The organism is Rhizobium sp. 57MFTsu3.2, from assembly GCF_012932765.1.
In the GTDB taxonomy this organism is placed as follows: domain Bacteria; phylum Pseudomonadota; class Alphaproteobacteria; order Rhizobiales; family Rhizobiaceae; genus Rhizobium; species Rhizobium altiplani.
In genome coordinates, this window is sequence record NZ_JDWI01000005.1 from 204,721 (window position 1) to 231,445 (window position 26,725).

The 26,725-nt window shown below is 58.3% G+C and carries 24 protein-coding genes and 1 pseudogene; 8 read left to right on the forward strand and 17 right to left on the reverse strand.

Annotation, left to right across the window (positions count from 1 at the left end; all coding sequences use genetic code 11):
* The first annotated feature begins 75 nt into the window (after positions 1-75).
* Positions 76-267 (forward strand): WGR domain-containing protein, encoded by a 192-nt coding sequence (locus AF71_RS08250; RefSeq protein ID WP_245268049.1) that lies wholly within the window; start codon positions 76-78, stop codon positions 265-267.
* Between the two features lie 72 nt (positions 268-339).
* Here the strand turns inward: AF71_RS08250 and AF71_RS08255 are convergent, their stop codons facing one another.
* From AF71_RS08255 to AF71_RS08270, 4 genes are all read right to left on the reverse strand, one after another.
* Entirely contained in the window at positions 340-585 is a 246-nt protein-coding gene (locus AF71_RS08255) for a hypothetical protein (RefSeq protein WP_169680667.1), read from the reverse strand.
* Positions 586-836: 251 nt separating this feature from the next.
* A complete protein-coding gene (locus AF71_RS08260; protein ID WP_018860148.1) occupies positions 837-1,145 on the reverse strand; it encodes a DUF736 domain-containing protein in 309 nt (102 codons plus the stop codon).
* Positions 1,146-2,093: 948 nt separating this feature from the next.
* Entirely contained in the window at positions 2,094-3,677 is a 1,584-nt protein-coding gene (locus AF71_RS08265; protein ID WP_246733612.1) for a hypothetical protein, read from the reverse strand.
* Positions 3,678-3,931: 254 nt separating this feature from the next.
* Entirely contained in the window at positions 3,932-4,225 is a 294-nt protein-coding gene (locus AF71_RS08270; RefSeq protein ID WP_169680896.1) for a hypothetical protein, read from the reverse strand.
* Positions 4,226-4,768: 543 nt separating this feature from the next.
* Here AF71_RS08270 and aspT point away from each other — a divergent pair.
* Positions 4,769-6,460 (forward strand): aspartate-alanine antiporter, encoded by a 1,692-nt coding sequence (gene aspT / locus AF71_RS08275; protein ID WP_169680898.1) that lies wholly within the window; start codon positions 4,769-4,771, stop codon positions 6,458-6,460.
* 132 nt (positions 6,461-6,592) lie between these two features.
* Complete coding sequence (locus tag AF71_RS08280) at positions 6,593-6,925, forward strand: hypothetical protein (RefSeq protein ID WP_169680900.1); 333 nt, start codon at positions 6,593-6,595, stop codon at positions 6,923-6,925.
* A gap of 300 nt (positions 6,926-7,225) precedes the next feature.
* Here the strand turns inward: AF71_RS08280 and AF71_RS08285 are convergent, their stop codons facing one another.
* Positions 7,226-8,935, reverse strand: a complete 1,710-nt coding sequence (locus AF71_RS08285; RefSeq protein WP_169681002.1) for an arylsulfatase — start codon at positions 8,933-8,935, stop codon at positions 7,226-7,228.
* 648 nt (positions 8,936-9,583) lie between these two features.
* On the opposite strand from AF71_RS08285, the gene AF71_RS31570 reads away from it, so the two are divergent.
* The 4 genes from AF71_RS31570 to AF71_RS08305 all read left to right on the forward strand — a co-directional run bounded on the left by AF71_RS31570 (position 9,584) and on the right by AF71_RS08305 (position 14,216).
* The gene (locus AF71_RS31570; protein ID WP_246733613.1) at positions 9,584-9,961 is read left to right on the forward strand and encodes a hypothetical protein; all 378 of its coding nucleotides are present in this window, start codon (positions 9,584-9,586) and stop codon (positions 9,959-9,961) included.
* Between the two features lie 244 nt (positions 9,962-10,205).
* Positions 10,206-11,870, forward strand: coding sequence for a SulP family inorganic anion transporter (locus tag AF71_RS08295; RefSeq protein WP_348644119.1), 1,665 nt, complete (start codon positions 10,206-10,208; stop codon positions 11,868-11,870).
* 185 nt (positions 11,871-12,055) lie between these two features.
* Complete coding sequence (locus AF71_RS08300) at positions 12,056-13,177, forward strand: HlyD family secretion protein (protein WP_169680902.1); 1,122 nt, start codon at positions 12,056-12,058, stop codon at positions 13,175-13,177.
* A 193-nt stretch (positions 13,178-13,370) separates the two neighbouring features.
* Entirely contained in the window at positions 13,371-14,216 is an 846-nt protein-coding gene (locus AF71_RS08305; RefSeq protein WP_246733614.1) for a hypothetical protein, read from the forward strand.
* 65 nt (positions 14,217-14,281) lie between these two features.
* Here the strand turns inward: AF71_RS08305 and AF71_RS08310 are convergent, their stop codons facing one another.
* The 12 genes and pseudogenes from AF71_RS08310 to AF71_RS08365 all read right to left on the reverse strand — a co-directional run bounded on the left by AF71_RS08310 (position 14,282) and on the right by AF71_RS08365 (position 25,971).
* Positions 14,282-14,635 (reverse strand): potassium channel family protein, encoded by a 354-nt coding sequence (locus AF71_RS08310; protein WP_169680906.1) that lies wholly within the window; start codon positions 14,633-14,635, stop codon positions 14,282-14,284.
* Positions 14,636-14,683: 48 nt separating this feature from the next.
* Positions 14,684-15,754, reverse strand: coding sequence for an AI-2E family transporter (locus AF71_RS08315; protein ID WP_169680908.1), 1,071 nt, complete (start codon positions 15,752-15,754; stop codon positions 14,684-14,686).
* A 306-nt stretch (positions 15,755-16,060) separates the two neighbouring features.
* Positions 16,061-17,344, reverse strand: coding sequence for a DUF2254 domain-containing protein (locus AF71_RS08320; RefSeq protein ID WP_169680910.1), 1,284 nt, complete (start codon positions 17,342-17,344; stop codon positions 16,061-16,063).
* Between the two features lie 84 nt (positions 17,345-17,428).
* A complete protein-coding gene (locus tag AF71_RS08325; RefSeq protein ID WP_169680912.1) occupies positions 17,429-18,286 on the reverse strand; it encodes a carbonic anhydrase in 858 nt (285 codons plus the stop codon).
* A 142-nt stretch (positions 18,287-18,428) separates the two neighbouring features.
* Positions 18,429-18,719 (reverse strand): annotated as a pseudogene (locus AF71_RS08330) (DDE-type integrase/transposase/recombinase); the annotation flags it as partial.
* Positions 18,720-18,951: 232 nt separating this feature from the next.
* Complete coding sequence (locus AF71_RS08335; protein ID WP_169680914.1) at positions 18,952-19,527, reverse strand: L,D-transpeptidase; 576 nt, start codon at positions 19,525-19,527, stop codon at positions 18,952-18,954.
* Between the two features lie 335 nt (positions 19,528-19,862).
* On the reverse strand, positions 19,863-21,296 hold the full coding sequence (locus tag AF71_RS08340) for an aldehyde dehydrogenase family protein (RefSeq protein ID WP_169680916.1): 1,434 nt from the start codon (positions 21,294-21,296) through the stop codon (positions 19,863-19,865).
* A 13-nt stretch (positions 21,297-21,309) separates the two neighbouring features.
* Positions 21,310-22,044 carry an MBL fold metallo-hydrolase gene (locus AF71_RS08345; RefSeq protein ID WP_169680918.1) on the reverse strand — a complete coding sequence of 245 codons (735 nt, stop codon included), beginning with the start codon at positions 22,042-22,044 and terminating at the stop codon, positions 21,310-21,312.
* A gap of 9 nt (positions 22,045-22,053) precedes the next feature.
* Positions 22,054-23,148, reverse strand: coding sequence for an ABC transporter ATP-binding protein (locus AF71_RS32230; RefSeq protein WP_169680920.1), 1,095 nt, complete (start codon positions 23,146-23,148; stop codon positions 22,054-22,056).
* Entirely contained in the window at positions 23,145-23,936 is a 792-nt protein-coding gene (locus AF71_RS08355; RefSeq protein ID WP_169680922.1) for an ABC transporter permease, read from the reverse strand. Before AF71_RS08355 ends, AF71_RS32230 begins: the two co-directional genes overlap by 4 nt.
* Positions 23,936-24,799 (reverse strand): ABC transporter permease, encoded by an 864-nt coding sequence (locus AF71_RS08360; RefSeq protein WP_018859534.1) that lies wholly within the window; start codon positions 24,797-24,799, stop codon positions 23,936-23,938. Before AF71_RS08360 ends, AF71_RS08355 begins: the two co-directional genes overlap by 1 nt.
* 74 nt (positions 24,800-24,873) lie before the next feature.
* Positions 24,874-25,971, reverse strand: coding sequence for a spermidine/putrescine ABC transporter substrate-binding protein (locus AF71_RS08365; RefSeq protein ID WP_192241988.1), 1,098 nt, complete (start codon positions 25,969-25,971; stop codon positions 24,874-24,876).
* A gap of 113 nt (positions 25,972-26,084) precedes the next feature.
* Here AF71_RS08365 and AF71_RS08370 point away from each other — a divergent pair, with 113 nt between their 5' ends.
* On the forward strand, positions 26,085-26,711 hold the full coding sequence (locus AF71_RS08370; protein ID WP_026372095.1) for a TetR/AcrR family transcriptional regulator: 627 nt from the start codon (positions 26,085-26,087) through the stop codon (positions 26,709-26,711).
* Positions 26,712-26,725: the final 14 nt, after the last annotated feature.

Genomic DNA, 26,725 nt, shown 5'->3' on the forward strand with positions numbered 1-26,725 from the left:
TGCATGATCTCGCAACCCTACAAACTCTACATCGAGCGCACCGATCCGACCCGCAACATGGCTCGCTTTTATGCCATGTCGATTGACGCGACTCTGTTTGGTGACGTTTGCCTCACCCGTCGATGGGGACGTATAGGCGCCAAAGGACAGACAATGACCCACCATTTCGAGCGAGAGCACGATGCGGTGGTGCTCTTTCTGGATCTGATCCGGCTTAAGCGAAAGAGAGGGTACGCCACGGTCGCCAGTGGGCGTCGCTCATCCTGAAGACGACTGAAGAGCAAAGGACCTCGCGTCAGAATTCTGACTGCCAGCTTTAAGCACGACGCGCGGGAGGCATTATCCCCAATCGCGATGAAACGAGATCCGCAGCAAAGGTGCACCGGGTCGCACTCGAGACGAAAGTGAGCGCCCTAAGGGTGGTGGCTCGACTTGCACGATATCTAACTGTTCGGCCATGGCGACGGCAAGCTCTGCTCTGGCAATCTCGAGCTCGGCTACGATTTGACGACGCCCAGCAGCCCAACCTGCATTGCGGAGTTCGGCGCGCAGTTCTTCGATCTGCTGTTCGATAAGATTGGCCATCGTTTCGTCTCCTGAAGTTCGTGAAGGACGACAACCGCTGCCAGTGACACGATAGATGGGGCAGGGGATCGCATCAATTCCGATGACGCCGGCGAGTGGGAAGCCTATTTCAACAGGCTCAGCACAATCGGGAAAACCGCTCATTGTCGGGGAGCTGATAACCGATCAAGCTTTATTGGGCAGCTATACTCCGTCTGTTCGCAGCAAAGGCTGGAAACCGGCTCCGCCTTGTGGCGGAGCCGGGTCACTCGCTAGTCCCGGTTCGGGCGGGACCAGATAAGCTGGAGGCTTCCTCCCCCTTCGACTTCGGCGAGTGTCGCGTAAATCGGGGCAGCAAAGCTCGGGTCGTCAAGTTTGACGGAGAGGTAATCGCGGCCCTGCTCGGAGGTCTTTTGCCAAGCAGCGCCCAACTCGACATTTCCAGCATAGATGCGGAAGTGAGGGCCCTTTTCGGAGGGCGTCTCGACCCGGGAGATGCGAGCCTTGAGATTGAGGGCGAGAGTGCGGATCGAACCCGTAAATCCGTTCTCGGTGGAGGTGAAGGTGCCGATGGTTGCCATTCTAAGTTCCTTTCGTTGTTTCCGGCCGCGCCCATCGCGGCCTCGATGACAGTCACGAGTCCGTGGACGATCGGACCGCACCTATTTGGCCGAAATGAAACGGAGGGCGGCAGTCGCATGTTTGTTAGTAGGCGAGGAATGACGGCGAAACGGGAAGGAGTAAGAACACGCGACTGCCGTTGGGGGGGGATCGACCGAGGCGAAGCCGTACTAAGGTTAGGCACGTCTCATCGCGGTCGCAGACGGAGCGCCAACAATCCATGAAGGGAACGTGGGTCTGACGGCTTCGAATAAACGGTCTGTTCCAATGCCGGCTTATCGACGAAACATCACCCAACGCGTTCAGTTCGGCCGTACCGGTGCACCGGAAAAGTCGCAGATAAAAGAACACGGCAAGGACGGCTAGCAACCGTGCCAGATCCAGCAGTTAGATAGTGCTGAGACATTTCCCAAGACCGCTGAATAAGCAGCGCACTCGGAAGCGCCGCCGCTTTGTCGAGCGGTTGGTCGATTTTGGTTCCGCTTCGATTGCGCTTCGCGTCAGGTATTATTATCGTGTTATTTCAAATACTTAGCAAAAAGCGGCATAACATGCATTATGGAACCGCAACTACCCATCACTCCGCAATCGAACCGTCGAAGGCGACATTGAGCTTGTTGCAGGGGTAGAATTGTTGGAAACGAGCGGACACGTTCCCGGGCATCAATCCCTTCTCGTCCGCGCCTTCTTGTAACAGGCAATGTATTGCTTGCGGCGGCTGCGGTCATGCACAGTTCAATGGCGGATGCGGAAACGCGCCAGATCTTCGTCACTGATATGGACGACGAATCTCGTATTCGACAAAGCACCAAAAAAGTATCCGACTTAGCAAAAAGCGAAGATGTTGCGTTCGTTGGTTTCGGCCATGACGCTGACCAGTGGTCGCCTTGCTAGATCCCGCTGTCGGTCTAGCCACGATTCGTTGATGGATCTAATGATCGCGAAACGCTGCCGACTTGGTCAAAATCAGCGCCAGCCTTTATCAGGCCCCGCTCAAGCATTAAAGCCAGGTCGGGCTGCAAGCCGGTTGCGTCCATCGTCATTCGGAACACAGCGCCGCTGACGCCTCCGTTGTCAACACTCGCCTTGGCCTGATCAGAACCAAGTTCTCCGAGTGAGGCTGAACGGATTACGTTCGTAAGGGGGCTGCTGCCATTTATCTGTTCGGCCCATAGCAGGGCCTCCGAGTATCGGGCCTTGCGAAATGCATCCAGCGCCAGCACAACCATCGCGCATCGGGGCACCACGGGCGTTTCCTTGCTTGCGTCCAGCGCCATTGATACGCCCGCTTGCCTGTATCCCGCGAAATAAAGCACTCCGCCCAACGCAGCCGCCGCATCAGGATTGTTCGGATTGAGAGCGATCGCCCTGGTGCCCGCTTCGATCGCGGCCTCCGGTCTGCTCTTTGCGGCCTGCGCCGCCATCAATGCCAATTGCGCTCGGTCGGACATCGGCGCTGTGCCGGCGGCTTTTTGTGCGAGACCGAGCGCACGATCAGCGATCTCTGGCGTTGTCACCCTTCCCTGTGGGGCGACGAGGACCCGCGCCAGCGTTGCACTGGCATCGGAATCGTCGGGCCTCAGCCGAAGTGTTTGTTGCAGGCATTCCGTCGCTGCGCCGAGGTCGCCCCGGACATCAAGCGCGTACTCGGCCCTTATCACGCATCCGTTTCCGAGTGACGAACCATCCGCCTGCAGTTCGATGGCATTAATTATGCCCCGGTTTGCCGCGATCCGCTGCGCGAGAGTCTTAACAATATCACCCTGCACAGCGGTATCACTCTTTCCCGTCAGGTCGACACGCTCGAGGCCGGACATCAGCAGCGTGCCGGTGGCGTTGTCGACGACCTGCCACCAGACGCTGCGATCATCGCCATCGCCGTAATATTTGAGCTGAATTTCATAGCGTCGCTCAGATGCGTTGGCTCGGGCCGAGGCATATGCCGGCTGTGCGACATTCATCGTCTGGAACTGCGTCAGGGCCGTAAGCAGGCCGTCTCGCATCTTGTTCGCCTCTCCGGCGAGTTCAGGACTGGCAGCCTCGACAGATACGAAAACAGTGGGCTTTTCGGATACGGTTGGCCTGGAGTAAGCGTAAGTGGCCAGCGCGATTGCCGCTACGGCTACAATCGAGGGCAACGCAAGTCGCCTCGCCTGTTTCTGATACGGCTTCTGTTGGGGTACCGGATGTGCCTGATGTTGAACGGTGTCATCCGCTACCGGATCGCCAACATCTTCACAAAGCGCCATCGACGGCTCCAGCCTGCGCGTAAAGCAAACAACATACTTTCCCTTCGTAATACTGATCCAGATGTCGTGTTCATGTCCAAATGCCAGATAGTAAGCCTCAAGCGAGGAGCGAAGGCGACTCATCTCGATGCGAACGATTGGATCAGTGCTGGGGTCGAAGCTGCTCGGGCGCCCCAGAACGTCAATGGCAATCGCATAGGATTTGACGTTCTCGTCATCCAGGCGACGCTCGACTAGATACATCAAGATAGACTTCTGGCGATCCGGGACTTTAAATCTTGGGTCGGCGATTAAACGCTTAACTGCTTCACGTGTCTGTTCGTAGTCCAGAATCTGTTCGCGTCTGTCATGAATTCCAGCACTCATGGTCGTCCCCGGTGCAATCGTCCAAGCTGAAATCTACGCAGGAGTTTTATCGACTCAATGACATACAGTTGCAACCGAAATCTCTAATGTAATTCAGAAGAGGTGCTCAATAATCGGTGAAGGAAGATCGGTTACATGGAGCCTTTGTCGTCAAGCACAAACCTCAACACATCGTTTTCGATCTCGGCGCACAGGGCCTCGTATTCTTCGATCAAAGGGCAGTCCTCCCGATCTCGCTCTCTCTGAAAACGCGCGAGTGCCACATTCGCCTCTTCATAGGCTTCGAAGAGTTCATTGAGATGGCTCGATCGGGCGGCAATGATCTGCAGGCGGCCGCGAATGGAAGGCAGCTTCAGCAATAGTCGCCAGAGGCCACGCTGTGCCTCCTTCGAACCATTTTTTGCGAAGCCTCGGGTATCGCCCATCGGATCAACCACGCCTCCCCCTAAGGTGGACAATATGATGCGCGAAAAGACCGCCATGAGAAGTACGTTACGGTAACTTCAATAGAGTTACCGTCGCGCACCCAATCTCTGATGCCGTTGGCTTTTGCACGCTGGGCGTCGCAGTTATTCGCTTCGTGGCTTTCGTGAAAAGGAGCGAAACTAACACCTCGCAACATCGGCATTAACCGTAACGTACTTCTAAAAATTACTGGCCTGCATACTGTTCGATCTGGCGCTAGCTGAACCCTGAAGAATTGGAGAATGTTGTGAGTTCGTCAGACGGCAATGGCATCAGCAGGTCAAATTTCCTTCGCGGCATGGCATCGGCTGGTTTGGCCGTGAGGTGGCGTGAGAAGCGGATGCGGTGAACTGCCGGCACGTATTTCGATCAATCCGCGCGCGTTAATCACACGATAACGCCATCCGGAGGCCGCGGGGAAATGGGCCGGCTCCTTGCGGAAGCGCCTTCGCTCCGATGCTGCGCCGCCCCCTCTAGCCGTTAACGAAAATCTGGGTGGTTACATGCACACGCTTTCCCGAATACTCAACGACCATCCGGAGCTTGCACTCTTTCTCACGCTCGCTATCGGCTATGCGATCGGAAAATTTAGGGTCGGTAGTTTCACGCTGGGATCGGTGGCCGGTTGCTTGATCGCAGGCGTGCTGATCGGTCAGACCGGCGTTGAGGTCGCAAACGATGTTAAACAGGCATTCTTCCTGCTTTTTCTCTTTGCGATCGGCTACCGCACCGGGCCGCAATTCTTCCGGAGCCTCAATCGAGAGGCTCTACCCCAGATTGCCATTACGGCGCTGGTCTGTGTCGTTGGACTTGCTGTTGTTTGGGCCCTGGCCGCACTGCTGGGCCTGAACGTCGGGAGTGCCGCCGGCCTGCTTGCGGGCGCGATGACCGAGTCCGCAACCGTTGGCGTGGCGATCGACACCTTCCGGAAAACCGGTGCCCAAGAGGCAGTGCAGCGCGCCTTTGAGGCGGACGTCGCGACCGCGTTCGCTGTTTCCTATCTCGTCGGTGTAATCGCAACGATCCTTGTGCTATCGCAACTGTTGCCGCGGCTTTTGGCGCGACCACTGCGGGAGGCCTGCGCTGAGATGGAGGCAAAACTCAACGCGGCAGCGGAAGGTCAAACGACCGGGGAGTCGGCCAGACGCGCTATTGAAGCGCGCGCTTTCGTCGTTGATCCACGATGGGTTGGAATGAGTGTCCTCGAAGCTGAAGCGCAAGTGCCTCGTGGGGCCAAGGCTTACATCGAGCAAATTCGACGCGGCAGCGATATTGTTGCTGCGTATCCCGATTTCAGGTTTGAGACCGGTGACGTTGTCGCGGTGGCAGGATTGCGTGGCCTGCTGGTGGACAAGGGCGCCGGGATCGGTAGGGAAATCGATGATGCGGAATTGCTTGATATACCAACCGAAACGCTCGATGTCGTTGTCACGAAGAAATCGGTCATCGGCAAGACACTCTTCGAACTCAGGCGGGAACCTGAGGCACGCACGATCTTCCTGCGCAAGATGACCAGGTTGGGCGAGGACCTTCCTGCGTATGGCGGTTTGAAAGTCGAGAGGGGTGACGTGATGACCATCGTCGGCAGCCGCAAGCATGTCGAGGAAGCCGCAGCTGTGGTGGGTTACGCCGACCGGCCCACAACTGCGACAGACATGGTCTATGTCGCCATGTTTATATTCTTCGGCGGAATGATCGGTATTCCAGCGCTGCGGATTGGCGCCTTGGAATTGGGGCTTGGTGTGGCTGTGGGGACGCTCCTTGGCGGGCTGGTCGCCGGTTGGCTCCGCGCCAGGCGGCGGACGTTCGGGTTTGTTCCCGCGGCCACACTATGGCTCTTTGATTCCGTGGGGCTTTCGGCCTTTATTGCATGTGTCGGCATCTCAGCGGGTCCTAGCTTTGTGAGTGGCCTTCTCGCATCGGGTCCTGCGCTGGTACTGATCACGATCGTCGTTGTCGTTGCCTCGCATGGGCTTGCCGTTCTGGTCGGCACTCGGCTTTTCAAGATGAACGAGGGAGTGCTTCTCGGAACCTGCTGCGGAGCAGGTACCTCTGCCCCTGCCCTCGCCGCCGTCCAGGATGTCGCCAAAAGCAGCGTACCGGCTTTGGGCTACGGGCTTGGCTATGCAATCGGTAACGTGTTGCTTGCCTTGTGGGGTGCGGTGTTGGTGACCGTCCTGGGAGGCGCCGGCTGATTGGCAGCGGGCGGTGCGTGCGGACTTCAAGTCCGCGAATCTTCGGCAGCAAGTGGTCGTCTAACCACAGCCTTACTCAACGATGCTGGGTTCTACTAACCTCACGCGGTATGATGCCATGGAGAAATCATCATGCGCCTGACAATAGCAATCAGCCTCGTAGTCCTGGTGCCCTTGGCCGCGTTCGCCAAATCGCCATCCGATATCGCCGACCTCGTGGGCTCGCGAGCCGCTGGCGCCGAGAGCGAAATGCAGGCGCGGGGCTATGTTGACGTGGGCGGCAACAATACCTGGTGGAACGCCGACAAGAAGCAGTGCGTCAAGGTTCGCGTCTCTCAAGGGCGCTATGCATCGATATCGCAGATTAAGGCATCGTCATGCGGCCAGAAGGCCAAAGGCGCCATGAAATGCCCGCCCGATCTGTCTCAAGCCGACCTCTACAAATATCCGGGTTGCAACCTGTAGCGCGGACCGGAACCTAATTTAGGAGTTCGGGTCTTGCGCGCCCCGCTCCTCGCGCCGGAGTGCTTCGGTCAGGTAATGGACGCTCTGGCGACGGCACCTCGCTATCGCGACTCCGGGATCGTGGAGATCGTTTTGCCTTTCTCACTCTCGCCGAGGTTCGGCGTCGACCTGAACGCCCATGGTGACCTCGTCCGGCCGCAGGACACTTCGTCTGGGCCGGTCTCCTCCGGGAGATCGCATCACTGAAACTGGGGCGCTGTCGTAATTAGAGACAACAGCACCGCTCCTCCTTTGCCCTGTTCAGTTGCCGGTCGGCATGGGGATACTGAACCCCTCCTTGTTCAGTTCATCTCGTAACCACTGGAACTGCTGATACCTCGAAATTTCGATCGGACCCGCGTAGCTCGCACTTTGCAGTTTGCGCGGTGGATATTGCACATATGTCGCCATCAATTGCTTGATGGCATCGCTGATAGTAACCATCGTCCATGTGCGCTCAGTGTAGTTGTTCATGAAGATGTCGTAGCGTTCCTGGGGGTCCTGCCAGAGGTCAAAGACCTGGGGGACCGTTGCGACATACTTTTCTGGACCCTTCCATCCCAGATTGCTGTCGACCGCCAGGCCGCCAGTCGGCTGCCCGTCATCGCCACGCAAGTTGAAAACCGCCTTGTAGTTGCCGACGCGGGCAGCTCCTGGAGATAGTTCGTTCTCGGTGAAATAGAACCATGAGTTTCGCTCCGATTTACCGGTTCCCAAGAGGATTGGCGACATGTCGAAGCTATCGAAGATGGTTGGCTGGCCTTCGCGATCCTTGTCCGGAAGGGCAACCCCCGCTACGGACGCGAATGTAGCCATCAGATCGAGTCCACCCACGATGTCGTGGTTCTTGGAGCCTGCTTTGATCTTGCCTGGCCAGACCGCAATAGCGGGAACGCGGTTGCCACCCTCGCGGACGGTCCCTTTGGTGCCACGAAATGGCGTATAACCGGCATCGGGATAGACGTCTTGCCAGGCTCCATTGTCGGTCGTGTAGAAAACGAGGGTATTCTTGTCGAGGCCCGTCTCGTGAAGCTTGTCCATAATTCGGCCGATGCGGGTGTCCAGTTCGACGATGCTGTCAGCATATTTCGACTTCGACATCGACTTATGCTCGAACTCCGGCGCCGGCATGTTCGGTTGATGAACCTTCATGAAATTGACATCAATGAAGAACGGCTTGTCGGATTTTGCGGCATCGTCAAGAAACCCAAGAGCCGCCTTCTCGACATAGCTGTCGAAGAAAGGAATGCCGACAACCCCTTCCCCACCATTCACCGTTGGCGTATCGACGTACTGGCCGTTGATCTTGAAATCCTCGACCGCCTTCTCCCCGGCCTTACCCGAAAGCGAGCCTTTGGTTACCTTTTGGAACATGGCCCGAAGCTTCGGGTCCATATCAGGGAACCACGTGGGGTCGGCGTAGGTGTAGGCATTGAGGTGGTAAAGGCCGCAATACTTCATTACGTCGAACCCGTGGGCGTTCGGCAACGCATAATCCGCCTCGCCCAGATGCCATTTGCCCGTAAAATAGGTGTCGTATCCACCGAGTTTCAAAACGGACGCAAGCGTCCACTCAGCCGCGGGAAGGCCACCGCCTTCACCCTGGAATGCGACGGTCGTCATACCGCTCCGATTGGGAATGCGTCCGGTGATCATGGCAGCACGACCGGGCGTGCAGCTCGGCTGGGCGTAGAAATCGTAGAAGATCATTCCCTGGTCGGCCATTTTGTCGATGTTAGGCGTCGGCATTCCCCGCCCTTCGCCGCCACCATAAGGACCGAGATCGCCGTAGCCGGTGTCATCGGAAACTATGAGAAGGATGTTGGGCTTTGCTGTCGTTTGCTGCGCACTCGCGGGGGCTGATAAGCAAGCGGCAAACCCCAGCACCGCAACGCACGACCCCAAAAGTTTCGTTGATAAACCCCTCGGCACGTAGCGTGACGAATTTGATTGGTCAGCTTCCACTATCATTGTCAGTTTCCTTCCTGCGACGAGCCATCGCGCAAAAGTTTGATCTGATAAGAGGTGCGTCTGGAGAGTTGACGCGCAAGCCATCCCGGTGCGAACAGAATCCGGCTGGCCAACATAGTGAAGTCCAAGCAAGACGCGGTGGCGCGAGGCCACTGTCGGCTGCGTAGGAAAGTTGTTCCCCACTCGCCGAGGAAGCAAGTACGTTACGGTAAAACCGCGGTAAACGCGGGTGCGCACTCGACGGCAGGTCCGCTTCGGCTTAGGGTTTCGGGTGCCGCCAGGCGTACGAAAGCCTCCCATGCAGGAACCCGCGGTCGGCATTCTCCGGCTATGGGGTTTTGCGTATCGGATCTGCCGGTGGGCCGCTGATGGCAGCGGCGCTTGTCGGTCCCAGCAAGCCGAGAGTGGTGTTTGCAGGTGTGATTGCCGAGATTTTCGTGGTGATTGAGAGCACGTTTGCCCCGCTGAAAGCCGTCGGATGACGCGGATATCGGTGCCATCCTCCAGAAGGTGGTTGGCAAAGCTCTGCCGTAGGGTATGCGGGCTGACGCGCTTGTGGATGCCGGCGACCTCCGCGGCTTCCTGAACCGTGCGATGCAGTTGCCGCGACGAGATCGGGTCGGTGCGACCGCGCCCCGGAAACAGCCCATGAGGCAGCATCACGCCGCGCCGCTTTCCTTCGCGCCACCACAGTCGCAGCAGTTCAAGGAGTTGCGGAGAAAGCATGGCATTGCGATCCTTGCGTCCCTTGCCTTGTTCAACGCGGATCAGCATGCGTGTCGAGTCGATGTCATCGACCTTGAGATGCGCGACCTCCGAGACGCGCCATACGCCGATCTGGGTGGTGGTACGGTCCGCTTCACCGACCTCACGAGTGGCGCTCGTTACGAGCACGCCGAGAACGACCTTTCGTCGACAGGGCTCTACGTCGACTTACCGCCCTGGGGTACCATTTGTTCGAGATGGACTCGCCCTGAGTGGCCGTTGGCCCATAATGGGACGGCCGAGAATTTCTTCACCGACTGAGGTCGCGCAGGTCCGGCAGGCGTGTAGTGCCGGTAAGTCGCGCCCAAAATTCCGGCCACGTGGATACTCATCTTCGCGCTATTAAGAAATCAGATAATTCTTATACTTATCAGAGAATCTTGAATTTGCGACTATTCTACTCCACTACCGCGCCGCCAAAAGCAACGACGAGATTTTGGGATCGTCAACTTGCCGCGTAAAATGCTATAGATAGGAGGTAGTTGCCTGCTCGGAGCAGATTCCAGTGACCCCCGAAACAACGCATGGCAGTACCTCATTGACAGCAGGCCTTCGGCTCGACGTGGTAGCCGGACTTACAGCAGCGGCGGTTGTCCTGCCCAAGGCGATGGCTTATGCCACGGTTGCCGGACTGCCGGTGAGCGTCGGCCTCTATACGGCTTTCGTTCCGATGATCGTCTATGCGTTGCTCGGAACGTCACGCGTGCTAAGCGTCAGCTCGACGACCACGCTGGCAATCCTGGCTGGAACCCAGCTTGGGACCGTCGTTCCCGATGGTGATCCCGGCAAGCTGATCACCGCCGTCGCTACGCTCACCGGACTCACCGGCGCCCTTCTGATCGCTGCCTCGGTCCTTCGCCTGGGGTTCGTGGCTAACTTCATTTCGTCGCCTGTTTTGACCGGCTTCAAAGCGGGCATAGGGTTAGTGATCGTGCTGGACCAGGTGCCGAAACTGCTCGGCGTGCATATTGCTAAGGCAGGCTTTTTCCGCGATATCGTCAGCGTGCTGCAACATGTACCGGCAACGTCGCTGCTCACACTGACAATTGCAGCCGCGGCGTTGATCGCGTTGTGGACGATGGAGCGGCTCTGGCCCCATTCACCGGCCCCGCTGGTGATTGTCGGTGCAGGCATCTTGGTTTCCTGGCTCGCCGGCCTGAATGCCCTGGGCGTTGCAACTGTGGGGTTCATCCCGCGGTCGCTCCCATCAATCACTCTTCCTAGTCCCGGCTTGATCGAGCAACTTCTGCCCGGGGCGCTCGGCATCGCGCTAATGAGCTTTACCGAAACGATTGCCGCCGGACGGGCCTTCGCGGTCCCTGCAGAGCCGTCCATCAGGCCCAACCGGGAACTTCTGGCAACGGGAGCCGCCAATCTGGCCGGAGCTTTCTTTGGCTCCATGCCCGCGGGCGGTGGCACGTCCCAGACGGCGGTGGTTCGCGCCGTTGGTGGACAATCGCAAAAGGCCTCTCTGGTCACCGCCGCGGCGGCGGCGGCCACCATGCTGTTTCTTGCCCCGCTGTTGGGCTTGCTGCCGCAAGCCGTGCTCGCCGCTATCGTGATTATTTACTCGGCCGGACTAATCGCCCCCGCCGAATTTGCATCCATCCGTAGGGTTCGGCGGATGGAGTTCCGCTGGGCACTGGCGGCGTTCCTGGGCGTACTTGTCTTCGGCACGCTTCAAGGCATCGTGGTCGCGATCGCCCTTTCGCTGATCGGCCTGGCCAGTCAGTCGGCCAAGCCGAAGGTCTTTGTTGTTGGCCGCAAGCGGGGCACTGATGTGCTCCGGCCGCTGTCACCTGACCATCCCGACGATGAAACGTTCGAGGGCCTGCTGATCCTCCGTCCGGAGGGCCGGCTCTTTTTCGCTAACGTTCAACAGGTTGCGGATCAGATCCAGTCGCTGGTCGCCAAGCATAAGCCGCATGTGCTTGCACTCGACATGAGCGGTGTCTTTGACATCGAGTATTCCGCCATGCAGATGATGATTGAGAGCGAACGGCGCCTTGCCGCACAGGGCATCACGGTGTGGCTGGCAGGATTGAATCCCGATGTGCTCGACTACGTTCGGGCCTCCGGTCTCGCCGACAAACTCGGCCGCGAGCGGCTTTTCTTCAACATGCCTGTCGCTCTGCAGCGCTACTTAGGCGGCAGCGTCGAGCGCAGCTAGTCTAAGTATGGAACCTATGGCGGTCGTCCTCACTGCTCAACTGGTTAGTGGCCGTTTCGATGAGGCTACTTACGCCGCCCCTGCCTGCGCCGCCCACAGCCATAGCTTGTTGTCGTGCGACGGATTAGAATAGCCCACAATTATTCCAGTCTGACTGAGCTCCCTGGCGCACAAGGAGGGAACAAATGACAGCGGAATCGGCCCTTGAGCCCAACAAAGGGGTCGAGGTTCCTGAGCCAAAAAAGGAGCCCGGCAATCCTTTGCGAAGGGTGGCGCTGAGTGTGCTGCTGCTGGCGGCTTTTCTCTTTACGCTCGGTGTCTTCATGGAGCGGCGCACACCAATGTCGTCGCAGGCCACCGTGCAGGCATTTGTCATCAGCATCGCACCGGAAGTTGCCGGGCGGGTCGTTGAAGTCGGCGTGATCGACAACATGCGCGTGTCCCCCAAGCAAATGCTGTTTCGCATCGACCCCCATCAATACCAGATTGCGGTATCAGAGGCCGAGGCGCAGCTCGATAGCGTAGGCCAGTCCATCGGTGCGTCAACGGAGGCCGTCAACACTGCCCAGGCCAAGCTCGTGGAGGCGCGGGCCTCTCGCGACCTCAGTCTCGAACAGGCCAATCGGGCAACGCTGCTGGTTGAGCAGGGAGTCTATCCCAAATCCAGATACGACCAGGCAAAGTCGGGCTACGATCAGGCAGAGGCAGCCGTAGACGCCGCCGAAGCCGAGCTAAAGCGTGCCGAACAGGAACTGGGGCCGGTGGGCGCCGACAATCCCCAACTGCGAGGGGCGCTTGCGGGATTGGAAAAGGCTAGACTCGATCTCAGTCGGACCACGATCGAAGCGCCGGGCGAAGGTGTCGTGACCAATCTTCAACTGACCGCGGGCGGCATGGTGGCGGTCGGCCAGGGAGCGCTGACATTCATCGACGTCGATACGGTGTGGATCACCGCCGCGTACAAGGAAAACAGCCTGGAGAACGTGACCCCCGGCGATCGGGCCGAAGTGTTGTTCGATGTATTGCCCGGAAAGCTGTTCCCGGCAAAGGTCGAGAGTGTCGGCTTGGGCGTCGCCCAAGGCTCGATCGATCCCAGCACCGGTCTGCCGAAGATTTCAACGGAAAGCGGCTGGATCCGAACGCCCCAGAGTTTTCCGGTAAAACTGGTCCTGGACGAAGGACTGCCGCGGGGCGTCCGCTATGGTTCGCAAGCCAATGTGGTGATCTATGCCGGTGAGCACCCGATTACCAACTGGATAGGGTACTGTTGGATGCGGCTACTCTCGGTGCTCACCTATGTCAGCTAGTGAGGATTCGCGAGACATCAACTTGAGTTCCATCACGAACCAAAAGCGCAAGGGATTGCGCGTTGCCCTCGCCGTCGCGGCTGCATTCACTTGGGCGGTCGCCACAAGCGATCCCCTCCCATTTCTATGTGCCCTGTTTGCGGCGCAGATCCTCATTTCAAGTTCTCGAGCGATTTCTCTCCAAAGCGCATTCTTGCTGACCCTGATCATCCTAATCGCTGCGTTGATCGTCCAGTTCCTGACCACGTTTCTGGCCGAGCAGCCACCGGTCCTGCTGCTGTTACTTGGCCTGATTTATTTCGCCTGCTTTCTGAGGCAGGCGAGTGGCAAGCCCAATCCGCTCGTTTTCCTCATCCTTGTGGTCAGCGTCATGATCCCTCTGCTGACTATTTTGAACATTGACTTGGGCAGCTCCATTTTGACGGTCTTCGTCAAAAGCATTGCAGCCGGCGCCATCGTAACGTGGCTGGCCTATGCATTGATACCGGATATCGAAACGGTCGAAGCTGCGCGGCCATCTACATCCTCAACCCCGAAACCAGTTTGGCGCGCTGCTGCAGACGCATTGATTCTGCTTCTTGCGGTGACGCTCTGCCTTACCCAGGACCGGCTTGCCACCGCGGTAGTGATTCCCATCACCGTCGCGTCGCTGCTGTCGCAGTTGGACGTAGAGGCTAACGGCAGGCCTGCTCTGGCTACTGTCCTCGTCAACATACTAGGTGGCGTGGCGGCCATGCTAGGGTTCGCAGTGTTGGAACTAAGGCATTCGTTGGCGACGCTGTTTCTGCTGGTGTTGCTTGCCGGGCTCGTATTCGGCGGCCGCGCGGCGACACCAACTGTCGTGGCGAAGATCAATGCAGGAGCCCTGACTGTCTTTCTGCTGGTGCTGGGCTCCGCTGTCTCACCACTTTCTAGCGGCGCAGCCGAAACCTTTGCGACACGCGTCGGATATATAGCGCTTGCAATTGTCTACACGCTGTTCTTTGCAACGTTGCTGTGGCCGAGCAAGGGAACGGCTGGCAGAATTCGGGACAGATAGCTTCCCGCGGCGCGCTGTCAAGCCCACCGTCTGACGTCAGGCGCAACTCCAACGTTGCCGGGCTATCAATTCCGTTCCGCGTGGTCGCGAGCCGCCTCGCCGAGCGCCTGCACACTAACCGCTGCGACTATCCCGGTCAGCACGATACCGGAAAATCCAATCACCAAGGCAAGAATTCGCGCAAGGGCATGCTTGGGCGTGAGATCGCCGTACCCTATGGTCAAGCCCGTAACAAAAGTGAAGTAAAGTGCTTCGCCGATACTCCAGTTTTCAATGCGGCTGATGACGATCCCGCATCCGACCATGACGACGAGGATCCCGGAGAAAATTGGCCACAATACGTAAAGCTGCTTCAGGAGCGCAGCAAAAAAGAGTCGCCTCCTTCTTCTCCGATCTGACACCTGAGGTGTTTTCGCCATGAAATGCTCGACCCCCACTCCCACAAACAACCATCCCTGTCCGTTTTTCTAGGCGTTTAAGGACACTTCTTCTCCCAGCCAGTTCCTGACGATCGAGTAACCAATAGCCATGACAAGGGGGCCGACAAAGATGCCGATGAGTCCCATCGTCAGGACACCGCCGATCACGCCGATAAAGATGATCCAGATGGGAGAGCCAGCGCCGCGGCCGATCAGCAACGGTTTGATGACATTGTCGAGGATATTGATGATTATGCCCGCAACTGTGGTGAAGATCGCCCAACCAGTTTCGCCTTGATAAGACAGCCAAACAGCAGCCGGGATCCATACTAGCCATGTGCCGATCTGCAGCATTGCCGTGCCAAAGCAGAGCACGCCCAGCGGGACGGCAAACGGAACCCCCGCGATCGCGAAGCCAATGCCTGATAGTATACTCTGTATGAGCGCCGTCCCCATCACCCCCTGCACGACGCTTCGAATGGTGCGAACCGCAACATCGACCAGGCTCTCCCCGGTCGGGCCTCCAAGGCGCCGCCCGATTGTGCGGAATGTTGAGGCCGTGCTTCCCTGAGTGGCGAGAAAAACTCCGGCGAGGATAATGGAAAGCAGCATCTGCACGACGGTGAGCCCTAACGATGCACCAAGAGCCGCAAGCCATTGAAAAGCCGGCCCAAGATAGGGTTTCAAAATAATCAGTACATTGCGCGAGGATGACGCGGCCGCATTCCACTTCTCTCCGATCGTCGACCCAACCAGTGGAAAGTCGGACACCCAGGACGGTGCCGGAGGCAGGGTCAGCTCCGTCCAATTGTTGGTCATGGTTGCTATCGCTTCGGTCGCGTGATCGAAGGAGCCCGGCAGATAAGAGAGCGGGACTATCACCAGGATCAGGAGGGAGAGGACGATGAGCATCGTCGCCGTTTTCGGGTGACCTCCAATTGCGCTCGCGAGGCGGCGCTGCACCGGATATAGCGCGACAGCAATTAACGCTCCCCATGCGAGCACACCTATCAGCGGCCACGCGATCCAGAAGCAAGCTAAAATGATCACGCCTATGATAAGGAGGCCTACTAGGCGCTCGGCCCAGAAACCCAGAGATTCTTCTGCGCCCGCTGACATGCGCGTCTCCCCCGGTCGGATTCTGCGCGTTTCAGTCCACTACCACCCTTTAGATTCTGAGTGCCCAATACCCCAGCTTGTGCACCACCAGTGATAGACATTATGCCACCGCCAACTTGCAATATCCAGCCAAAGCTCGGTCTGAAGTGTGGCACTCGGAAAAGACGCCTTCTGGCCTCCCGGAGGCGCCCAAGAGGCAACATTTCCCGTTCCGCCCATGGCGTCGGATGCTCCGCCTGAGTTGGTCTGCGAAGGCTAAGACTTGGGCATCGCCAGGACTGCAATCCCGCTCCTCGCCGAGGCGCCTCAAACTCTATGGCTCAAGCCTGCTCCGAGGCCTTGAGGATCGGCAATAGAAGCAAGCGCCAGGTCGGCGGGCAGGACATGGATAGTCTTTATGGCGTCATTGAGCAGGTTGAGCTCAGTACGCAGTGTCGGGTGACGCGCCTCCGGCAGGGTCTTTAATAGGTTCTCCAGCATTGCGCGTAGCCGCCGCGCGACCTGGAAGTTCTCAGCCCCATAGAAGCGAATCTCCCTCACGGCCAGTTGCACGAAATCCTCCCAGTTTGGCGTCTGAAGGATCAGTCGTAATTGGCCGGATTTGTCGAAAGCCTGGTCGCCGTGCAGCCGCCGCTCGCCAACCTTTCGAAGCAGTCGATTAAGTTGGTCGACGGCGAGTACGGCAGTGGTAGGGTCGTTGATAGCTTTGGACAGGGCCTTTATCGCTATGTCGACGATGATACGGAAGGCAAAGGTGGGATCCTGCTCGATCGTGCGCTCGGGCCCGATCGCCACATTTTGGGGGAACCGTCTTTCCTCGATTTTTGCAATGTCGCCATAGAGCCGAAAAAGTGGCTCGCCTGACTCTAAGAAGCTCCCGACAAAGTGAGGGAGCTCAATGACGAGCCCGAACCGCTGCGCCTCTTTCACAAGACCCTTCAGATTTACCGCTAGTATGACCCCCGACTTGCCGCGATGGGGTATGGTGCGGTCTGGCAGATTGATTGTTCGTCGCGAGTCTGTGTGCGAGTCATGACCGTCGAACAAGTCAGGATAGACCTTTTCGATTACGTCACATCCGAGGTCGCCTATACGCTGAACGATGCTGACGGGCCGCAGCAACCGCGCAGCATGGTCGATCAGATAGAGGAAGGCGATTAGGGAAGCGAATCCAAGAATTCCGGCAATTCCGACAAGAAAGAATGGTGCTTCGGCTTCAAGTCGTCCCAGCACGCCTACTGAAAACAGGAGCGTAAAGATAAAGATGCCCACAGTTGTCCGTATCACATTGTCACGCAGTAGGGCTGTTGCAATGATTCTCGGACTCAGCTGACCGCTGGCAACCTGAATTGCGACAAGCAATGACCCGAAGGTGAAGACGATGAACGTCAGCGTAAGGGTGACGATGGTCTCCAGTATGCGCTGCGCCCCAGGCGTCCCCCATGGCCACAATGGGATCACAATGAATCTCGCATTTATCCAGTCTACAACCTGGATAACCATTACGTAGAATAGCAGTGCGATGAACGGGACGACCCACAGTGTGGATCTTAGGTAGCTCTTAATGCTGTACCACCGATTCCATGACATTCTTCGCCCTCCCGTGATGCCGCCTGCAAGCCTGTGTGGACCTCGCGCCGAGGGGGTGCCCGGGCGCTGCGGCAACCACTCGGGCTAAGCGCCAAGCAGGGCGGTCACCCGCGACGACCCAACAATGGCGTCTCCAAGCTGCTGAAATTCGGCCACGTCGCGGGGTGCAGGTGCCAAGCCGACGCCGTCAGGGTGGCCGGTACTGGGCGTCCACACCCTGCGCGTCTCCAAAAGGTACACGCCGTAAACAACGCGCAGTTCGCCCTGTGTCTCGATCTCCTGCTGGGCAGAGCAAGCAGCCAATGCAGCATTGACGACGACCGATGTCTCAATCAGCGCCTGGCGGTACCCTGCACGTTGGAGAATGTCTGGCCCGAACGCCGCCTGAAGTTTTTGCGCCGAGACGTGCACGACGACCAGCAGGCGGTCGAGGATCTCTCGCAACGAATGTCGGTCGACCAGCGAGAGGTACATTCCAGGATTGAGGAAGACATCCACGGCTGCGGACACGGCGCCACATCCGCTATGTCCAAGGACGACAATGAGCTTGAGGGTGCCGCCCAAGTGCTCAACAGCGTATTTCAAGCTGCCCAAGACGTCGGAGCCGAGGCCGTTGCCGGCCACGCGAATGACGAACAGGTCGTTCGGTCCCTCGTTGAAGATCAGTTCGAGGGGGACACGGGCATCGGAACAGCCCAGGACAGCCGCGAACGGACGCTGTGAAGGCGCTTCGGCCATGCCGGACGCCAGCCCTAGATCACGCGCGTCGACTTGCACGACGCGGCGCGCTGAAGTGCCTTCGTCTTTCACACTGTCAAGCAGGTCGGCGAATGCGCGATTGCCGTCGATCAACCGCGAAAGGGCAGTAGTCGCGTCAGGCGGTCTGGGGCGAACGCCGACGTCCTTCTCCTGATACCGGTATGCAATTTCAACCGTTCTCACTGGGGTTCTCGGGCGCTTAAAGGAGCGCGCAGAGATCATACCCTCCTTACAACTTGTGATCCAGCATCATTGTTTGGGTTAAATATACTGACCGGGATCGCCTCACCCACTGGTGGGCGGCGGGTCTGGATGATCTCGTCGAGTAACCATGCTGGTCGACGGCGCGCCACAGCCAGTGTTTTTGGCCGCCGATCATCACGACCACCTCGTCCAGATGCCACACATCGTTTGGGCTCGGCGCTTTGCGCCGCAAACGGCGGGCGTAGTCCGGGCCGAACTTCGTCGCCCAGCATCGGTTCGTCTCGTGAAAAACGATGATACCACGCTCCAGCAGACGCAGGCTCAGCGGAAATCGAAAACACAGCCAGACTGCGTAGCTAATGACGGACGGCGGATCACGTTGACGCTTGTAACTGGCGGAGGGCTCAATCATGACGGCCGAATATTAGCCAGAAGCTTCATCACCAGTTAAGCTGACAGCACAGTCCGGCGGCATGGGCGGATCGATGGTTTGAACACTCGCAAGTGCCCGCACGCCCTCGGAAATCTCGATGACCACGGCGGGAAGGTTCGCCCCGATGGGGAGTGCCACATGGTTAAGGCACGCTCCCTACCGTCGCTAGTACAGTTTGTGAGGGCGATGCCCAAACTGAGGGATACGAGCATCATATGACCAATACGTGGGTTCCTACGGGTGCCCTGCCGTAAAGATGAAGAATGTCTTCATTGGTCATGCGGATGCAACCATTCGACACGGCCTGTCCGATCAGCCAGGGCTCGTTCGTTCCGTGGATCCGGAAATAGGTATCCCGCCCGCCTTGGTAAAGATAAAGCGCCGCGGCGCCCAGAGGGTTGTTTTCCCCTCCGGGAACGCCCCCAGCATACTCAGCCAACCGGGGCTTGCGTTCGATCATGCTCGCGGTCGGCGTCCACGATGGCCACTCGGCCTTCCGTCCGACAACGGCATTGCCCTTCAGAGTAAGACCTTCCTCGCCGACTGCCACGCCATAGCGTGTCGCGCGGCCTTCGTCCTCAACGTAGTAGAGGTAACGTTCGTAGGTGTTGACGACGATACTGCCCGGCGCCTCGCCGCCCGAATACGCAACCTCCCGTCGTTGAATAGGGGAAGTTCTTGAGGCATAGGGATTCCGGACTGAAGAATTCGACGTGCTGCACGAGGTCGCCATCATCGCCAGACAGCTCAAGAGTAGGCTCCGGCGCGTAATATGGTCTTTATCCATTGTTACCTGCTCATTGTGGTGTGCCCTGGTGTTTTATTAGCAGCGACGCATGTTCATGCCAAGTCATTGCTCTCCCTATAGTTGCCAAGTCGTTCCGATCCGATCGATGGTTGGAATGCGTCCGAACGCATGAAGCTGGCGCAAATTTGTGGGCTGTGCCGCATAGACTTCATGAAGCGTCAGCATGCGAAGGGAAGCCTTCTTCACCTGGTTCAACACCACGCGCATGCGGGATATGTCGACCCTCTCCCAGTAACGGAACCGCGAACAGCTTTCGCAGTGATCGGCAAGCCAGCTCAGTCACGGCCGAATTCACGACTGAGCCAGCCATTAGATTAAGCAGCGTCGGGACGGTGAAGTGTTTTCACCTCTAGAAAATCTTCCAATCCGAACACCCCGCCTTCGCGGCCGTTGCCCGACTGCTTGTAGCCGCCGAACGGACTCCCATAGCGATGGGGCGCGCCGTTGATATGAACCATGCCGGCGCGCAGTCGTCCTGCCACACGCTCGGCGCGGACTGGATCGCTGGTCTGCACGTATGCCGCCAGCCCGTAGCTGGTATCGTTGGCGTTTGCGATCGCCTCCTCTTCGGTCTCAAACGGCATGATAGCCAAGACCGGACCAAACACTTCCTCCCGGGCAATCCGCATGGAGTTGTTGACGTCGGCAAAAATCGTCGGCTTGACGAAATAGCCGGTTTCGAAGCCCGACGGCTTGCCGGCACCACCGACGAGGAGGCGCGCGCCCTCCGCGATGCCTGCCTCGATCAATGCCTGCACGCGGCCATACTGGACGTCGCTGACAAGCGGCCCGATGTGGCCACCTTCCTCCGCAGGGCTTCCCACGGTGGCACTGCCGCCAACGCGCTGAGCGATCTCGACGGCCCTGTCGTAGACCGATTTCTGTACCAGTAGACGAGTTGGCGCGTCGCAGGATTGTCCGGAATTGTTGAAACATTCGAGGACGCTGCCAGTGACGCGGTCTTCGAGATCGGCGTCCTCAAAGACGAGGTTGGGAGACTTGCCGCCGAGTTCCAAGGTGACACGCTTGACGGTATCCGCTGCGTCCTTGCTGACGGCGATGCCAGCACGCGTCGATCCGGTGAAGGACATCATGTCGACGTCCCTGTGCCTCGAAAGGGCGGCGCCGGCATTAACACCGTCGCCATTGACGAGGTTGAAGGTGCCGGCTGGGAAGCCCGCCTCATGTACCATCTCCGCATAGAGCATGGCGTTGAGCGGAGTGAACTCGGAGGGCTTCAGCACGCAGGTCGAGCCTGTTGCCAACGCCGGAACCACCTTCAGCGCGATCTGGTTGATCGGCCAGTTCCAGGGGGTAATGAGGCCGCAGACACCGATCGGTTCCCGCAAGAGCACGTCGCCGTTCGACAACACGTCGCGCACCTTCAATTGCTTCAGTGCATCGATGAAGCCCTGCAGGTGACCTACGCCGACATCAGCCTGCTGCTCGCGGCTCATGGTGATCGGCGCGCCGAGTTCGAGCGTGATCGTCTGTGCCATCTCCTCGTAGCGGCGCTTGTAGATCTCAAGCAGCCTTTCGAGAAGCGCAAGTCGTTCCTCCACGCTCGTGCGACTGTACGTGGCAAACGCAGTCTTCGCGGCAGCAACCGCACGATCGATATCGGCGGGCGTGCCCATGGAAATCACCGCGACCGGCTTCTCGGTCGCCGGATTGATAACCTCCAGATCGTTGGCAGCAAGCGGCGCTACCCATTCGCCATTGATATAGAATTTGCGCTTGTCGAGCATGTCGTTACTCCCGTCATACTTTGTTCTGTTTTGCGTTCAGCCAGTCCGTGACCAGGCGGCGATACTTCTCGCCGCTGAAACTTGGAAAATGGCCGCCGTGTACCGTTCTGGCCGGAATTCCCAGGAGCCGCTCCATCGATGCGAGGTAATCATCGGCGTTCGAGTGGTAGGTGTCCTCGATCAACGGCCCGTCGTAGAGGATGTCTCCCGAAAACAGCGTTTCTGTTTCGGCTTCCCACAACGCGATTCCGCCCGGTGAGTGACCCGGCGTGTGGATAACCTCGAACCTACGGTCGCCGAGATCGATCACATCGCCATCCTCCAGAATGCGCGTGGCCGGCGCCTTTTTCACGCCATAGCACTTCGAGCAATAGGGCTCGGGCGGCAGCGCGTCAAAGATATCGTCGGTCACGTAAGGATCAGCAAGCGTGTTTTGCCGGGTAGGGTCGGCGAGCAGATCGGCCTCCGCCGAATGGACGGCCCGGCATTCAAACTCGTGATGGCAACCGATATGGTCGAAATGGGTGTGGCTCGCGACGGCAATCAGATCCCGCTCGGTGACGAGCGGCACCCATTCGCGCAGGGAAACGACGCCCATGCCGCTGTCGACCAGCATATCGCGATCCCGTCCGCGCACATGCCAGATGTTGCAGCGATAGAACTCCTGGATGAAGGGCTCGGAAATCTGCGTGACATCGTCGGCCAGCCGCTTCAGCTCATACCATTTGTGCGCAGCGATCCGTTCCATCTTCTGTGCCTATGCCTGTTTCAACGGCAGGGCGACGATATCACCAACGTTGACCGCAAGCGTGAGCACTTGACCTTCGGCGATGACGGTTGATTGCGGCATATGCGCGACGATGCTGATATCAGGAGCGCCATTGGGCGCCAGATGGCATCGATAGTGGGTTCCGAAGAAGGCGCTGTTGGACACCGTGGCCTGCCCGAGCGCCGTAACGGCGCCATCACCTTCGCCTGCACGGCGGAAATGTTCCGGCCGGATGCAGAGCATTGTCCCCTGCCCGGCGGACGGCGAGCCAGCCGTGAAGCAGGCTTTCGGCAATGTGACCTTCCCCAGCGCTGTTTCGACGACCGCCCCGGTGCCGTCGATATCTCTGATCTTGCCGGGAACGAAGTTGACCTCGCCCATAAAGCCTGCCGCAAACAACGAGCGTGGCCGCATGTAGATTTCCGACGGTGGTCCGAAGTCTTCGATTTTACCCTGGTTCATCACCACGATCCGATCGGCAATTGCCATGGCCTCTTCCTGATCGTGGGTTACGTGGACGAACGTCGTGCCGACACGCTTCTGGATGGCTTTCAGCTCATCCTGCATCTGCCGGCGAAGCTTGAGATCAAGCGCGCCGAGCGGTTCGTCGAGCAACAGGACGTCAGGGTCGACGGCGAGGGCCCGGGCAAGTGCAACACGCTGGCGCTGCCCACCCGAAAGCTCATGTGGTTTCTTGTCCGCCGAAGCCTTGAGCCCAACGAGGTCGAGAAAGCTCTTTGCGCGCTCCTCGCGCTCGGCCCTGCCGATGCCCCGCATTCTGAGGCCAAACCCGACATTGTCCTTTAGCTTCATGTGCGGGAACAGCGCGTAGTCCTGGAACATCGTCGTCGTTGGACGTCTTGCCGGTGGAACGTGGGTCATTTCCTTGCCACCGATGGCAATTCGACCGCTACTCGGCGACAGAAAGCCTCCGAGAATGGACAGAAGCGTCGTCTTGCCACAGCCGGACGGTCCCAGCAGAACAATGAATTCGCCTGCAGCAATGTCGAGAGAAACATCGTCGAGAGCGGTGAAACTGCCGAAAGTCTTCGTCGCGTTTTCGATTAAAACCGGAGCGGTCATGATCTTTTCGTCCTTTTGAACAGGAACAGTTCCAGCATGATCAGCAAGGTGACAGAAACGAGGAACACCAGCGATCCGATGGCATTGGTCTTAGGATTGAGGCCCGAACGAAGCAGGCTCCAGATTTCGACCGGGAGCGTAACGTCGAAGCGCGACAGCAGAAAAGCGATGATGAATTCATCCCAGCTAAACGTCATCGACAGGAAGAAGGAGGCGAGCAGCGACGGCAGCAGCATTGGCGCCGTCACCAGCACCATCACCTTGATATCGCTGGCGCCGAGATCGCGTGCGGCGCGTTCAATGTTGATGTGATGGTCCCCCATCGACGAGTAGATGATCGCAAAGCACAGCGGCAGATTAATCACCACGTGACCGATGCCGACCGTCCATAGCGATAGGCCAATTCCGAACGCGTTGAGGACGGTCAGGAGTCCGAGCGCAATGATGAGGTAGCTGACTGTCATTGGCGCGATCAGCAAGCCGCGCTGCCAGGCCGAGCCCGGCAGCTTGAAGCGGGCGAGCGCGTAGGCCGCCAGGAAGCCGAGGAGGCACGCGACGAACGACGAGATCGTCGCCACCAAGAAGGAGTGCAGCAGTGCCGACATCAGCTTGCGATCGGCAAAGACTGCTTCATACCATTGCAGGGAAAAGCCATTGAATGGCGGTACCGGCAGGCGCCCATCCTGGAACGAAAACAGCACCAGCACGATAACAGGCAAAAAGATGAAGCCGAAGATCAGAACCGCGTAGGCGCTGCAGGCGATACTGGTGATCCGGTTGCGTATCATCACGTTCTCTCAATCTTCAGCCAGCGCGCGCAAGCGACATAGGCTGCGGTGACCGCTAGCATCAGAATGATCGAGAGCGCTGCGGCCATCGGAAAGTCCGCGCGGCGACCAAGTTGCAGCATGATGATCTGAGGCAAGACAAGTTCGTTGTTGCCGCCCAGGATCTGCGGCGTGACATAGTCGCCGATGCAGAGCACGAAGGTGAGGAAGGCTCCCGTCATGATGCCCGGCATGGTCAGGGGCAAAATGACGTGCCAGAACGTCTGAAATGCATTTGCGCCGAGGTCGGCAGCAGCGCGGCGGTAATTTGGCGAGAGCTGCACAAGGTTTGCGTAGATCGTCAGCGTCAAAAGCATGACGAAGAAGTGGACGAAGCCGATAACGGTCGCCGTACGGTTGCTGGCAAGCTCCAGCGGCTCGCTGATCACGCCGATGTTCATGAGTGTCTGATTGATGACGCCATTGCGCGACAGCACGAGCAGCCACGAATAGGAGCGGACGACGTACGAGGTCCAGAACGGCAGGACCGCAAGAATTAACGCCGTTCGCTGGAACCTTTGCGGCACCCGCTCTGCAATGATCCAGGCCAGGGGATAGGCGAGCAGGATGGAGAGGGCCGTCACGATCGCGGTGATCTCGAGGGAATTCGTCAGCCCGCGGAACAGCGCATCCTTCTCGAAGAAGGCGATGTAGTTGCCAAGGTTCCAAACGCGGACGATCGAGCCGCCCTGTTGCGCCCAGAGGCTCATTGCCGCCATGAACAGAAAAGGAGCAACGAAGAAGACGATGGTCCAGACGAGCGCCGGTGCCACGAAACCCCAGGCCTTTCGACGTTCGGCATCTTCAAGTGAATGAGCAGCCACAGGCAAGTCTCCGACCTCCCTCTCCCATCTACGGGGAGAGGGTCTTGTGATTCAGTATAGAAGGGTCGAAGCTGTCAGTTTTGCAGCATTTCGGTCCAGGCGTCCTGCATCTTTGCGTCCAGTTCCGCGCTTGGGATCGGGTAAAGCTGCGTGCGCTTGAGATAGTCGGCCTGCTCGTCCCAGCGCAAAGCGGTTTTCTGTTCGGCACTCAGCTTCTCGCCGGCCTTGGCATTTGCGGGCATCGCCCAATAGCAAGAGGACGTCGCAAGTCGCGCCTGCCCTTCCGGGCTTACAATGTACTGCACGAATTTGAGGGCGAGGTCCTTTTTCGTGGAGTCCTTCATAACGCCGATCGACTGGGCCCAGCGCACTGCGCCCTGCTCAGGGATGACCCAATCGAGGTTGGGTTTGTCTTTCACCAGACCGGCCGTCAGCCACTCGCCTCCGCCAAAGACGATATCAACCTCGCCCGTCGCAAGTGCCGTTTGCGACGAGACGACGTCGCTCACCTGCTTGGCGTTGGCCTTGAGAGCAAACAGCTTGTCCTTGATTGCCGGCAGGTCGGCGTCCGTCAGGCTCGCCGTTGCCTTGCCCAAATCGATACCGGTCAGGCCGATCATCGGCAGGTAGTAGTCATAGACCGCGATGCGGCCCTTGTACTTGTCGGACCAGAGCTTCGACATATCCTTCATGTCGGCCGGATCGACTTTTGTCTTGTCATAGGAAACCGTGTTGTAGCCGAACTTTTCGGTGACCGCATAGGTCTTGCCGTCGCGGGTGTTGTTGGGTTCCATGCGAACTTCAGGGAAGATATCTGCATTGGGAAGCGCGTCGGCCGGCATCTCCGCAAGAATGCCCTTGTCGACCGCGCGTTGCACGTCGACGCCATCGATAACAAGCACATCCCAGTCTCCCGGGCGCGACTGGTCGATGATGGAGAGACCCGCACCGGTACCCTCATATTCCTTCAAATTGACCTTTACGTTGTTCGCCTGCTCGAAGGGCTCGATCAGTGCGGGATCGGTGTGATCGCACCAGACAAGCGCATTCAATTCCTCCTGCGCCAGTACCGGCGCCGGGGTGATCGTTATTGTTGCGGCACCCAATGCGAGGATGGCAGCGGAGGCGAGGAGTCTGCGCGCAAAAGCGCCTTCAGTAATATCAATCATCATGTGGCCCTCTGTCGGTGACGCTCATTTCGGCGCCTTCATGAAAAAGATTGAATGAGTTCATTTTTTTAGTCAATATGATTTTTGAGGACATTCATTATTTGAGAGAGTCGCATATGACGGGACTGCGCGCCAAGCAGAAAGCCGATCGCAATCGCCGCATACTGGAGGCGGCGACGAGCCTTTTCCGGGAGGTCGGATATGACAGCGCCCGCATCGAAGACATTGCCGAGCGCGCGGAAGTGTCGGTTGGCACGTTCTACAACTACTACGAAAACAAGGGCGACATTCTCGTCGCCACCGTTTCGATGGAAGTCGAGGAAGTGTTGGCTTCCGGCAAGGACATCGTTGAAAATCCGCCGACCACTACGCTCGAAGCCCTGCAAGTGCTGATCGACCAGTATTTTGACCATTCGCTGGTCTATCTCAGCAAGGAGATGTGGCGTACGGCCATGGCGATCTCCATCCAGCAACCCGAGAGCCCATTCAGCCGTCGATATACCGAACTCGACGGGCGCCTGTGCGATCAGGTTTCGACGCTGGTCCAGAAATTGCAGCTTCGCGGCGCTGTCATGCCTGGGATCGATGCGATTGCGGTGGGCCAGATGGTCTTCAATAACCTCAACATGATGTTCCTTGAGTTCGTCAAAGACGAAGCGATGACGCTGGATAGGCTCAAGGAACGCGTAGCACGGCAGAACCGGCCGCTTGCCGTCTTAATCAGCAGCCCCAAAATTCAATAGCAGGGAACATCAGG

What these genes read in the sequence shown, in the direction of transcription:
- AF71_RS08355 (WP_169680922.1), bottom strand. Translation starts at nt 23,936, where the DNA reads ATGATACGCAACCGGATCACCAGTATCGCCTGCAGCGCCTACGCGGTT.
- AF71_RS08255 (WP_169680667.1), bottom strand. Translation starts at nt 585, where the DNA reads ATGGCCAATCTTATCGAACAGCAGATCGAAGAACTGCGCGCCGAACTC.
- AF71_RS08310 (WP_169680906.1), bottom strand. Translation starts at nt 14,635, where the DNA reads ATGGCGAAAACACCTCAGGTGTCAGATCGGAGAAGAAGGAGGCGACTC.
- AF71_RS08270 (WP_169680896.1), bottom strand. Translation starts at nt 4,225, where the DNA reads ATGGGCGATACCCGAGGCTTCGCAAAAAATGGTTCGAAGGAGGCACAG.
- AF71_RS31570 (WP_246733613.1), top strand. Translation starts at nt 9,584, where the DNA reads ATGAGGCAGCATCACGCCGCGCCGCTTTCCTTCGCGCCACCACAGTCG.
- AF71_RS08260 (WP_018860148.1), bottom strand. Translation starts at nt 1,145, where the DNA reads ATGGCAACCATCGGCACCTTCACCTCCACCGAGAACGGATTTACGGGT.
- AF71_RS08340 (WP_169680916.1), bottom strand. Translation starts at nt 21,296, where the DNA reads ATGCTCGACAAGCGCAAATTCTATATCAATGGCGAATGGGTAGCGCCG.
- AF71_RS08345 (WP_169680918.1), bottom strand. Translation starts at nt 22,044, where the DNA reads ATGGAACGGATCGCTGCGCACAAATGGTATGAGCTGAAGCGGCTGGCC.
- AF71_RS08285 (WP_169681002.1), bottom strand. Translation starts at nt 8,935, where the DNA reads ATGATAGTGGAAGCTGACCAATCAAATTCGTCACGCTACGTGCCGAGG.
- aspT (WP_169680898.1), top strand. Translation starts at nt 4,769, where the DNA reads ATGCACACGCTTTCCCGAATACTCAACGACCATCCGGAGCTTGCACTC.
- AF71_RS08335 (WP_169680914.1), bottom strand. Translation starts at nt 19,527, where the DNA reads ATGGATAAAGACCATATTACGCGCCGGAGCCTACTCTTGAGCTGTCTG.
- AF71_RS08315 (WP_169680908.1), bottom strand. Translation starts at nt 15,754, where the DNA reads ATGTCAGCGGGCGCAGAAGAATCTCTGGGTTTCTGGGCCGAGCGCCTA.
- AF71_RS08265 (WP_246733612.1), bottom strand. Translation starts at nt 3,677, where the DNA reads ATGTATCTAGTCGAGCGTCGCCTGGATGACGAGAACGTCAAATCCTAT.
- AF71_RS32230 (WP_169680920.1), bottom strand. Translation starts at nt 23,148, where the DNA reads ATGACCGCTCCGGTTTTAATCGAAAACGCGACGAAGACTTTCGGCAGT.
- AF71_RS08365 (WP_192241988.1), bottom strand. Translation starts at nt 25,971, where the DNA reads ATGATGATTGATATTACTGAAGGCGCTTTTGCGCGCAGACTCCTCGCC.
- AF71_RS08320 (WP_169680910.1), bottom strand. Translation starts at nt 17,344, where the DNA reads ATGTCATGGAATCGGTGGTACAGCATTAAGAGCTACCTAAGATCCACA.
- AF71_RS08250 (WP_245268049.1), top strand. Translation starts at nt 76, where the DNA reads ATGTCGATTGACGCGACTCTGTTTGGTGACGTTTGCCTCACCCGTCGA.
- AF71_RS08300 (WP_169680902.1), top strand. Translation starts at nt 12,056, where the DNA reads ATGACAGCGGAATCGGCCCTTGAGCCCAACAAAGGGGTCGAGGTTCCT.
- AF71_RS08280 (WP_169680900.1), top strand. Translation starts at nt 6,593, where the DNA reads ATGCGCCTGACAATAGCAATCAGCCTCGTAGTCCTGGTGCCCTTGGCC.
- AF71_RS08370 (WP_026372095.1), top strand. Translation starts at nt 26,085, where the DNA reads ATGACGGGACTGCGCGCCAAGCAGAAAGCCGATCGCAATCGCCGCATA.